This window comes from Nostoc sp. LPT, assembly GCF_017115165.1.
GTDB lineage: Bacteria > Cyanobacteriota > Cyanobacteriia > Cyanobacteriales > Nostocaceae > Nostoc.
The window spans coordinates 77,617-87,039 of sequence record NZ_JABXKF010000149.1 but is presented as its reverse complement, the minus strand read 5'-3'; the positions used below and the strand labels follow the sequence as shown (position 1 = coordinate 87,039).

Genomic DNA, 9,423 nt, shown 5'->3' with positions numbered 1-9,423 from the left:
GAAGTATAGCAAAATACCTGTATTTGAGTGATTCATCCCGCATTTATGCAACGCCTCCAAGTGAAATAGCTCAGTAGGAATTGTTCCCGCAGCTTTCTGAAGAGCTTGACGTCACTTCGTCTGCCTTTAGCTGTAATTCTGGGAAAATAGTAGATGCGATCGCAGTATTTCCTGTAAATCTGGTTTCTTCATAAAAACCGTCAACTAATATCAGTACGGTAACTGCATTTCTTTGTGGATCAACAATCCAATATTCAGCAATTCCCCTGGCGGCATACTCGGAACGTTTGTAGCGATAGTCCCGATCTTCGTTAGCTTTGCCAGGAGAAACAACTTCGACAACTAATGCTGGAGGAGGCATATCCAGGGTAATTGTGGATCGCGTTGCACCTTCTAAGGCTGTTGCAAGTTCATCTGTCAGTACAACTAAGTCAGGAATGCGAGTTGTTGCACGAGAACCAGCAACAACAATTTCAACTTTGTTACTTAACCGATTAACTGGAACAAACTTGAGGAAATTTACCAGTAAAAATAGAGATATATGGACATTTTTTGGGCTTTCAGGTGGTATTGCAACTAACTCACCTGCTACCAGTTCATACTGGCTATCCGTGCGATCGTCATACTTTAAATATTCCTCAAGCGTTAGACGTTTCCCAGTGATTGCAGTCATTGAATTATTCAATCCTAAATCTAAAATTCGTCAGTAGGAAAATACTAGAACAGCACCTACAACTCTGTAAACTTCATCATGAGTGCCGATATCAATTAGCAAAATTTCCTCTTCACCGGATTCTATATTTTGCACAAAGTTAAAGACAATACGACAATCATAGGTAACTGTTCACGCCCAAGCTCCAGACAGTTTGCCTTTAAGTTTATGGGTCTGCAACAATAGATTACAGCAATTTTCAAGTAATTGAACCACAAACTCAGGTAGACTAAAGAGATAGTATTGTATGAATAAATGCCAATATCTTACTCAAGGGACTTGCGTGAGCGTGTAATTATGGCGTGTGTTGCAAAGGAAGGCTCTCAACGCCAGTTAGCACAAAGATTTAAGGTCAGCTTGTCATTTGTGCGAAATCTACTGCGTCAGTATCGGACAAATGGACAAATTGAAGCCAAACGACGTGGAGGATATCAAAAGCCGACAATAATAAACGAGCATCTAAGCATTATTCAGTCTATGGTGGAGGGAAAAAATGATCTGTTACTCAGAGAACTATGCGATCGCTATGCAGAAGGCACAGGGATTAGTGTGAGTGTCAGTACAATGCATCGAGCGGTCGAAAAATTAGGCTGACGTGTAAAAAAAAGCGTCGTTAGCTAGCGAGCAAGATACCCCACGAGTACAAGAGTTAAGACATGATTCTCGCCGAAGTTTAGATCAGATTGATGTCAGAAACCTGGTATTTGTCGATGAAGCTGGATTGAATTTATCAATGTCACGATTGTTTGCCAGAGCAGTAGATGGCGAAAGAGCAGTTGGTAGTGTTCCTAGAAGTAAGGGTGAAAAAGTTTCTTTAGTAGGTGCTTTAAACCTTGATGGACTCGTTGCAGCAATGACTGTACCAGGAAGTATAAACACTGAGGCATTTATCACTTATGTCACTCAAGTCTTAGCACCTCAATTGTGGAAAGGGGCTATCGTGGTCATGGACAATCTGAAAGTTCATCACGCTGAACGTCTAACATTTGCAATTGAGTCCGTAGGTGCACTTGTCAAGTTTTTGCCCCCTTACTCTCCAGATTTATCTCCTATAGAACTGTGTTGGTCGAAACTGAAGCAATTTCTCCGTTCCTCCGAAGCACGCACACTGGAGTCACTTGACCAAGCAATGTCGCTTGCTGTCAATTATATTAACGAAGATGATGCCCTCGGTTGGTTCAACCACTGTGGTCTATTTACCTGAAAATAGCTGTAAATGGATCGGCGGTTAGTAGTGCTAACCGCTCTTCAAATCGCTCTTGTAATTCTGGCTATCGTCGTACCAATCGCTTAAATGCTCGTTTAAACGATGATGCCAGAACTACAGTTCTCACTTGCGTAACTCATCCATGATTTGAGTAACAGTTCCACGGAACACTTTACCTGTCTGATATTCTACTTGTGCTTGAGCGATATTAGCAGCAATTTCAGAACGCCGCCGTTCTGCCAACCGATGACTTATCAGATCAATTAATGTTTCTTGTTCATCTACCGATAAGTTTTTGATGCTATCTAGAACTTGATCTAACCTGGAAACTGAGGTCATTATTTATTATTACCTTGCTTGCAGTACATAACGATTACGTATGCCTAAAATTGCTGTAAAAACCGCAAATCACTAGCATACAAGCGACGAATATCATCGATTTGATGTAACACCATTGCAAAACGTTCTACACCAAAACCGGCAGCAAACCCTGTATAAACTTCTGGATCGTAACCCACAGACTTAAGTACATTTGGATCGACCATACCGCAGCCCATCACCTCTAACCAGCGACCATTCCACTGCAAATCCACCTCAGCAGATGGTTCAGTAAAGGGGAAATAACTGGCGCGGAAGCGAATTGGTAAATCGCCAAATATTGCTTGTAAAAATACTTTAATTGTGCCCTTAAGGTCTGTAAAAGTTAGTCCCTCATCAATGGCTAAAAGTTCTATTTGATGGAAAACTGCTGAGTGAGTCGCATCTACATTATCTCGCCGATAAACTCGTCCTGGAGCCACAACCCGAATCGGTGGTTCTTCTCTTTCCATGTAACGAATTTGTACCGAAGATGTATGAGTCCGTAAAAGATTCCCATCTGGCAGATAGAAGGTATCCTGCATATCACGGGCGGGATGGTCAGGCGGGGTGTTGAGAGCCTCGAAATTATAGTAATCTGTTTCCATCTCTGGCCCTTGAGCCACGGTGTAGCCCATACCGACAAAGATATCCAGTGCTCGGTCGATAATGCCGTTGAGGGGATGAATGCGACCTTGGGGACTGTAAATTCCCGGCATAGTTACATCCAGAGTTTCCGCCTCTAGCAAAGCTTGAATTTGCGCGGCTTCTAAGGCGGCACGTTGCTGGTCTAGACTAGTTTGCAGGGATTCTTTGACTGTATTGGCGATCGCTCCAATTTTCGGTCGTTCCTCTGCACTCATTTGCCCCATACTTCGCAACAGCGCCCCCAGTTCCCCTTTTTTACCCAGATAGTTAACTCTGAGTTCCTCCAGACGTTCTAGGGTGTCGGCGGCTGCGATCGCTTTTTCTCCTTCTTGCCGCAGTGCTAAAAGTTGAGCTTCTAAATTGCTAGTCATTAGTTATTAGTCATTGGTCATTAGTCATTAGTCTATAGTCAAAAGCTGTGAACTGCTCGATAAATAAACTTATAGTCATATCATTAACATCAGCTAAAGGTGAGGGTTAAAACCAAACCTCTGTTTATCAATTAGAGATGATTGGGCTAGTACAGCAGGCGCGTAAATCCAGCTAACATCTCACTTAACCAGAGTTAGGGATTGAGCAACTTGTCTTAAAGGTAAGCAAAATTCCGCCACACTGTCTAGTGAGTATAAATGTTTTTTTGCTGCTTGTGACCTCAGACATTGACAAATGGCTAATAACAAATAACTAATAACTAATGACCAATGACCAATGACTAATGACTAATGACGATGAAATTACTAATTAGCAACGATGATGGCATTTCTGCCTTAGGGATTCGTACCCTAGCCAACTATTTGGCAGAGGCTGGTCATGATGTGAGTGTAGTTTGCCCAGATCGAGAGCGATCAGCAACTGGACACGGGTTAACTTTACACCAACCCATTCGCGCCGAAATTGTCGAAGAGATTTTTCATCCTGCTGTCAAAGCTTGGGCTTGTGATGGTACGCCTTCAGATTGCGTCAAATTGGCGCTGTGGGCTTTATTGGAAACTCCCCCAGATTTGGTTCTCTCTGGTATTAATCAAGGTGCGAATTTGGGAACTGAAATTCTGTATTCTGGCACTGTTTCTGCGGCAATGGAAGGTCTAATTGAAGGCATTCCCAGCATAGCGCTGAGTCTTATGAGTCACACATCTAAAGATTTTCAAGCTGCTGCTAAATTTGCCACAGTTCTCGTAGACCAGTTAGCCCAAAAACCGCTGCCAGATTTAATGTTGCTCAACGTCAATATTCCTGCGGTCAAATGGGAAGAAATTGCCGGAGTTACTCTCACCCGTCAAGGTCTACGGCATTACATTGATGTGTTTAATAAACGAGTCGATCCTCGTGGAAAAACGTACTACTGGTTAACCGGAGAGGTAATTGAGGATGTGGAACCCCCAAGCGGATTAAATCTGCCTCAAAATGTACCTACAGATGTGGAAGTTGTACGTAAAAACTACATCAGTATTACCCCATTACAATACAATCTTACTTACGCAACTGGATTAGAGAAATTATCGGAGTGGGAATTCAATTTTCCTGGAATCATTTGATTTATCAGGACAAAAATGTGGTTATTCAAATGCATCACGGAAAAATGTAGGCTATAACGTAGGGGCACTATTGAAATAACCGATACACATTCACCCCAAAACCTGGAAAATTATAACTGAGGTATTTCATTCACATTTACACAATCAGCCAGAAACAGGATATGCTGTTTTACCAAGAAATCCTCCCTCTAGCAAAATCGGTGAGACAGCATAAACTTCGACAAAATAAGTGACAATTCTTTCATTTATCGCCCGCTCAGTCCAGCAAGCAATACCCATGTCTAGGATAGAGAATCAATTTACCGTACAATTTTGGGGGGTTCGTGGCAGCATCCCCAGCCCAGGGCCACACACTGTTCGTTACGGCGGTAATACCCCTTGCATATCAATGCAAGCGGGCGATAAACGCTTAGTTTTCGATGCTGGCACGGGACTACATGTTTTGGGGAAATCTCTGTTGCACCAAATGCCGTTAGAAGCTCACATATTTTTTACGCACTCTCACTGGGATCACATGCAAGGTTTTCCCTTCTTTACACCAGGGTTTGTAAAGGGGAATGACTTTCATATTTACGGCGCGATCGCACCTGATGGTTCTACCATAGAACAGCGCCTCAACGATCAAATGTTGCACCCGAACTTTCCCGTACCCTTGCAAATTATGCAAGCGAATTTAAATTTCTACGACATTCGACCGGGGCAACCAATCCATATCGATGACCTTACCGTAGAAACAGCACCTTTAAACCATCCAGGTGAAGCTGTAGGATACCGCGTCAACTGGCGTGGTGGTGCTGCTACTTACATCACTGATACCGAACATTTTCCCGACCGACTCGATGACAATGTGTTATGGCTAGCTCGTAATGCTGACATTCTGGTTTACGATTCTACCTACACAGACGAGGAATACCACTCGCCAAAATCCCCGAAAATTGGCTGGGGACATTCTACCTGGCAAGAAGCGGTAAAAGTGGCACAAGCTGCTAACGTCAAAACTCTGGTGATTTACCACCACGACCCGGCGCACGATGATGACTTTTTGGATCGTGTAGGCAAAGAAGCCGCTGAAAAATTTCCTGGTGCTATTATGGCACGGGAAGGATTGGTACTTCAGGTTCCGACGTCAGTTGTATTATCAGAATCTTTTCCTGTTAGCAAGTTTTCTACCTAAAGATTGCGATCGGAGGAATTGGAGATTTTAGATTAGATTGGTGATCAGAAGCTTTCAGCGCGAGAGCGTCCTGTTAGCTGTACGGTGAGACAGCGCTGCCCAAAGTTGTCAAAGCGCCGACCACAGGATTGGGGCGACAACAAGAGGACAAACTTTATAGATTCACCAACACAGCCTACACACCCTAAGATTGCAGCTAACGATCGCACTAAAACCTCGTTGAAGTCTCAACACGGGACTAGAGCCTTTTTACCTCTGGTATTTGGGGTTATCTGGACTTTGCAATTAGCTCTCAAGCCAATAGCACAAGAAACCATCTTGGGCGACTTCCCTTGGGTTAGGCTTTTGGCTGATAGCTAAAAGGGGTGGCATCAACACCCTGGCTGATAGCACAAGACCTCATAGGCAGTTAGTGAAGTCCTCCTTAAGGCGGTTTACCATAGGGTAGCTTCCTGCTGATAGCTAAAATAAACCTAAAATCTCAGAATCCACGTGCTAAATTTGTCTAAAAATGGGTGTTCTGTGCGGGTTGCTTTTTCGAGCGAAGGGCTACTAACGCCGACTGCTGTTGCCCTTGGCAAGTTTGATGGTGTTCATCTTGGGCATCAAAGGGTAATTCAACCAGTCTTGCACGCTGGTGGTCATTTGTCAGTAGCTAGTAGTCCGCAGTCAAAGGAAAATCAACTGACAAATCCAGAATATACCTACTCAACAGTTGTCACCTTTGACCCCCATCCACAGGAGTTCTTTACGGGGCAACCTCGGACTTTGTTAACGCCACTGGCTGAAAAAGTCCAACAATTGCGATCGCTTGGGGTAGAACAACTGGTACTACTACCCTTTGACAAAGAATTGTCTGCCTTGACCCCCGAAGAATTTGTCGAAAAAATTCTCGTGCAACAACTGCGATGCCAACAAATTAGCATCGGGCAGGATTTTTGTTTTGGCGAAAAGCGTAGTGGTACTGCTCAAGATTTGCAATTACTCGCCGCCAAGTACAATATTCCCGTTACCATTGTTCCCTTACAAACTTATACAGGTGATTCGTCCACCCAAACCAATTGCGTCAGTACTACTCCAACTCAGGATGCCCGCATTAGCACTTCATTGATCCGCCAAACCCTTGAGCAGGGAGACATCGAAAGCGCAAATCTATTACTAGGACGCCCCTACACTCTCCTTGGTGATGTCGTTCAAGGTCAACAATTGGGCAGAACAATTGGCTTTCCCACTGCTAACCTCCAACTACCAAAAGAAAAGTTTTTGCCTCGCCAAGGAGTCTACGCTGTCCGCGTTTTCACTCTTGATGAAGCATCAGATACCGCTCCTAGTGATAACTTGGGCGTTATGAATATCGGTAATCGTCCAACTGTAAATGGTACTTATTCATCTGCGGAAGTACATTTATTCGATTGGTCGGGTGATTTGTATGGCAAAAAACTAGTTGTGCAGCTAGTTAAATTTTTGCGCCCCGAACAAAAATTTCCTTCTCTTGAAGCCCTGAAAACACAAATTCAACTTGACTGCGTTGTTGCTAGAGAAGTTTTGAGTGCTTAGTGGGAACAATAGATAGGGCATTGGGCACAAGAGACAGAGGTGCAAAGGGGCAGAGGGGCAGAGGGGAAAAACTTACTGCAACTTCTCCTCTGCTCCCCTGCTCCCCTGCTCCCCTGCTCTTCCCCCACTCCCCACAACGCATGAGAGAAAAAATCGACGCTTTAACACAAAATCTGGCTCTTACCATCGTTGGCAAAGCTGAAGCAATACGCTTAGTACTAGTCGCCTTGTTAGGTGGTGGTCATGCTCTTTTAGAAGATGTCCCTGGTGTTGGTAAAACCCTGCTTGCTAAATCCTTAGCTCGTTCGCTGGATGGTAAGTTTCAAAGGCTACAATGCACTCCCGATTTACTGCCAACTGACATTACTGGTACTAACATTTGGAATCCAAAAAGCGGCGAATTTACTTTTCTGCCTGGGCCAGTCTTTACCAATGTGCTATTAGCTGACGAAATTAACCGCGCCACACCCCGCACTCAGTCAGCTTTACTGGAAGTTATGGAGGAACATCAGGTAACAGTCGATGGTGTCTCTCGTGCAGTTCCTCAGCCCTTTTTTGTGATTGCCACTCAAAACCCTATTGAGTATCAAGGTACTTTTCCCCTGCCAGAAGCGCAAATGGATCGGTTTATGTTGTCGCTGAGTTTGGGCTATCCTTCTGAAGCAGAAGAACTCCTAATGCTGCAAAATCTCCAAAATGGTGTAAAAATTGCTAATTTGCAGCCTTGTATTACCTTGGCAGAAGTGCAGGAATTGCGTTACCTCTGCTCTCAAGTAAAAGTAACAACTTCTTTGCAACAGTACATTCTCGAATTAGTGCGGGCAACACGTCAAGATGAGGAAATCGCCCTTGGTGTCAGTCCGCGTGGCACATTAGCATTACAACGGGCTGCCCAAGCGCTAGCTTTTCTATTAGGGCGTGATTATGCTATTCCCGATGATGTGAAATTTCTTGTCCCTCATGTTCTTTGCCATCGCCTTATTCCTAGAGGAGGACGCAATTCAAGAACTGTTGTTGAGCGATTATTGCGATCGGTTTCTATTCCTTAAGGTTTATCTCAAATGTGGGAGGGAATTGATGCCGAATGAGCAGCCATCGGTATTCATCGATTTAACTCCTGAATATAAACAAAACTTGCGTGATCTTTCAAAAAGATTTCGCAATATTCGCTCTGATGTTCAACCGATTATTGAGCAATTACAACAAGGGAATTTTGTCGGCGATCGCGCGCGAACATTGGTGAGGAATATATTGTTTATAAGGTGAGAGTTCGTAACAGTAGTACCAAAAAGGTAAGAGTACTGGATACCGACTGATTTATCAATTTGAGTCACCTACAAGTATTTTGCTACTAACGATTTATTCCAAATCTGACCGAGAAGATATTGGTGCAAATGAAATCCGAGATATTGTGGCTAATTTTTCTACTGAGTCAGGTTAAAACTACTAGAACATTTTTCCTTGCATAGTCAGTGGTGCGCTGAATAGATATTTATATTACTGTTATCGATATCAAAAATGTGTTGCTTGCCAAAACTACTTATGCAAAATTTGAAACACTGCCAATCCTGCGTAAGTCTTATGATTAGCACAAGCGCCACTTTTAAATATCTGGGAATGTGAGGAATGTCAATTTTTGTTAAGCGCAAAATCCGCGATCGCCAAGCACTACAGCCAAGCGCCGAACGTGAATTCAAACGCCAATTTTTCGGTTTACTTCTGGTAATTATGACGTGGAGTTTAGCTATGGGCTGGCTTCTAGCCTTGGCAACTAACGCCCAAAGTGCGACTCCCACCGCTGAAATTGGCACTGTTGACGTAGTACCTGCACAATACCAGCTGGGGCAAGAACTGTATTTAGAAAACTGCTCCAGATGTCACATTGCCATACCACCAGCCGTTTTACCTACCCAAACTTGGAAAAATATCCTGCAAGACTCGCAGCACTACGGCGCACAACTCCAGCCTTTAGTCGATCCGCCACGCATCTTAGTGTGGAAATATCTTTCGACTTTCTCCCGTGTGCAGCTAGATGACGAAGAAACACCATATCGCCTCAACAACTCGCGTTATTTCAAAGCTTTGCATCCAGGAGTTAAGTTACCACGTCCTGTCCAGATTGGCAGTTGTGTCAGCTGTCATCCCAGTGCTAATGATTACAATTTCCGCCGCCTGACATCACAAGAGGCAGAGGGGCAGATGAGATAGAGAGCAGAGGAAAAAGATCCTGTGA

General features: G+C 43.9%; 11 protein-coding genes and 2 pseudogenes. 9 read left to right on the top strand and 4 right to left on the bottom strand.

The window, feature by feature from the left end; translation table 11 throughout:
- Positions 1-70 precede the first annotated feature (70 nt).
- Positions 71-673, bottom strand: a complete 603-nt coding sequence (locus HWQ58_RS29245; RefSeq protein WP_292870897.1) for a Uma2 family endonuclease — start codon at positions 671-673, stop codon at positions 71-73.
- A 294-nt stretch (positions 674-967) separates the two neighbouring features.
- Here HWQ58_RS29245 and HWQ58_RS29240 point away from each other — a divergent pair, with 294 nt between their 5' ends.
- Together HWQ58_RS29240 and HWQ58_RS29235 are read left to right on the top strand one after the other, a co-directional pair.
- The gene (locus HWQ58_RS29240) at positions 968-1,306 is read left to right on the top strand and encodes a helix-turn-helix domain-containing protein (RefSeq protein WP_292870895.1); all 339 of its coding nucleotides are present in this window, start codon (positions 968-970) and stop codon (positions 1,304-1,306) included.
- Between the two features lie 34 nt (positions 1,307-1,340).
- Positions 1,341-1,916, top strand: a pseudogene (locus HWQ58_RS29235) (IS630 family transposase); the annotation flags it as partial.
- A gap of 126 nt (positions 1,917-2,042) precedes the next feature.
- Here the strand turns inward: HWQ58_RS29235 and HWQ58_RS29230 are convergent.
- Together HWQ58_RS29230 and pheS are read right to left on the bottom strand one after the other, a co-directional pair.
- The gene (locus HWQ58_RS29230) at positions 2,043-2,258 is read right to left on the bottom strand and encodes a hypothetical protein (protein ID WP_292870893.1); all 216 of its coding nucleotides are present in this window, start codon (positions 2,256-2,258) and stop codon (positions 2,043-2,045) included.
- Positions 2,259-2,302: 44 nt separating this feature from the next.
- Complete coding sequence (gene pheS, locus HWQ58_RS29225) at positions 2,303-3,295, bottom strand: phenylalanine--tRNA ligase subunit alpha (RefSeq protein WP_229490194.1); 993 nt, start codon at positions 3,293-3,295, stop codon at positions 2,303-2,305.
- A gap of 357 nt (positions 3,296-3,652) precedes the next feature.
- Between pheS and surE the strand changes: the two genes are divergently transcribed.
- On the top strand, positions 3,653-4,459 hold the full coding sequence (gene surE, locus HWQ58_RS29220) for a 5'/3'-nucleotidase SurE (protein ID WP_292870899.1): 807 nt from the start codon (positions 3,653-3,655) through the stop codon (positions 4,457-4,459).
- Between the two features lie 144 nt (positions 4,460-4,603).
- Here surE and HWQ58_RS29215 read toward each other — a convergent pair whose 3' ends face one another.
- On the bottom strand, positions 4,604-4,738 hold the full coding sequence (locus tag HWQ58_RS29215; protein ID WP_292870888.1) for a hypothetical protein: 135 nt from the start codon (positions 4,736-4,738) through the stop codon (positions 4,604-4,606).
- Between HWQ58_RS29215 and HWQ58_RS29210 the strand changes: the two genes are divergently transcribed.
- The 6 genes and pseudogenes from HWQ58_RS29210 to HWQ58_RS29185 all read left to right on the top strand — a co-directional run bounded on the left by HWQ58_RS29210 (position 4,737) and on the right by HWQ58_RS29185 (position 9,398).
- Complete coding sequence (locus tag HWQ58_RS29210) at positions 4,737-5,633, top strand: MBL fold metallo-hydrolase (protein ID WP_292870886.1); 897 nt, start codon at positions 4,737-4,739, stop codon at positions 5,631-5,633. The two genes, HWQ58_RS29215 and HWQ58_RS29210, sit on opposite strands and share 2 nt — an antisense overlap.
- Before the next feature lie 105 nt (positions 5,634-5,738).
- Positions 5,739-5,993 (top strand): hypothetical protein, encoded by a 255-nt coding sequence (locus HWQ58_RS29205; RefSeq protein WP_292870884.1) that lies wholly within the window; start codon positions 5,739-5,741, stop codon positions 5,991-5,993.
- 132 nt (positions 5,994-6,125) lie between these two features.
- Positions 6,126-7,190, top strand: a complete 1,065-nt coding sequence (locus HWQ58_RS29200) for a bifunctional riboflavin kinase/FAD synthetase (RefSeq protein WP_292870882.1) — start codon at positions 6,126-6,128, stop codon at positions 7,188-7,190.
- 140 nt (positions 7,191-7,330) lie between these two features.
- Positions 7,331-8,239 carry a MoxR family ATPase gene (locus HWQ58_RS29195; RefSeq protein WP_292870880.1) on the top strand — a complete coding sequence of 303 codons (909 nt, stop codon included), beginning with the start codon at positions 7,331-7,333 and terminating at the stop codon, positions 8,237-8,239.
- A 28-nt stretch (positions 8,240-8,267) separates the two neighbouring features.
- A pseudogene (locus HWQ58_RS29190) lies at positions 8,268-8,631 on the top strand (type II toxin-antitoxin system RelE/ParE family toxin).
- Positions 8,632-8,816: 185 nt separating this feature from the next.
- A complete protein-coding gene (locus HWQ58_RS29185; RefSeq protein ID WP_292870878.1) occupies positions 8,817-9,398 on the top strand; it encodes a cytochrome C in 582 nt (193 codons plus the stop codon).
- Positions 9,399-9,423 lie beyond the last annotated feature (25 nt).